The organism is Enterococcus pseudoavium NBRC 100491 (assembly GCF_001544295.1).
GTDB classification, from domain to species: Bacteria; Bacillota; Bacilli; order Lactobacillales; family Enterococcaceae; genus Enterococcus_A; species Enterococcus_A pseudoavium.
In genome coordinates, this window is record NZ_BCQF01000059.1 from 1 (window position 1) to 508 (window position 508).

Annotated in this window: 1 protein-coding gene; it reads left to right on the forward strand. The window is 36.0% G+C overall.

The genetic code is table 11. From position 1 onward, the window contains the following. Positions 1-467 (forward strand): IS3 family transposase (locus EP1_RS13235; RefSeq protein WP_167540767.1); only part of this gene is annotated, 467 nt, incomplete at its 5' end. Positions 468-508 lie beyond the last annotated feature (41 nt).

Genomic DNA, 508 nt, shown 5'->3' on the forward strand with positions numbered 1-508 from the left:
ACATTCCTACTAAGAAAAATGGCTGGTGTTACTTGTCTTCCATCATGGATCTACACACGAAAAAAATTATTAGTTATACATTTTCAAAAAGAATGACGGTGGATTGTGTCATTCAAACGTTGAATAAAGCAAAACTAAAGTATCACATTCCGGAAGGAATGATTCTACACACTGACTTGGGCAGTCAATATACAGCAACAGAAGTAGAAAAATGGCTTGAAACCAACAAAATAAGGCATTCCTATAGTAGAAAGGGAACACCTTATGATAACGCAGGAATCGAATCTTTCCACGCCTCATTGAAAAAGGAAGAAGTTTACACGACTAGCTACTCAAATTTTGAAGAAGCAAATCGTGCACTATTTAGCTATATTGAGGGATTTTATAACCGGAATCGACTTCATAGTTCGATTCACTATCTAACCCCTCAGGAGTTTGAAGATTTGGCAAAAGAAAAAATGACATAACCGTCTCTACTAAAATGTGTCCAAGATATTGACTCAAATCC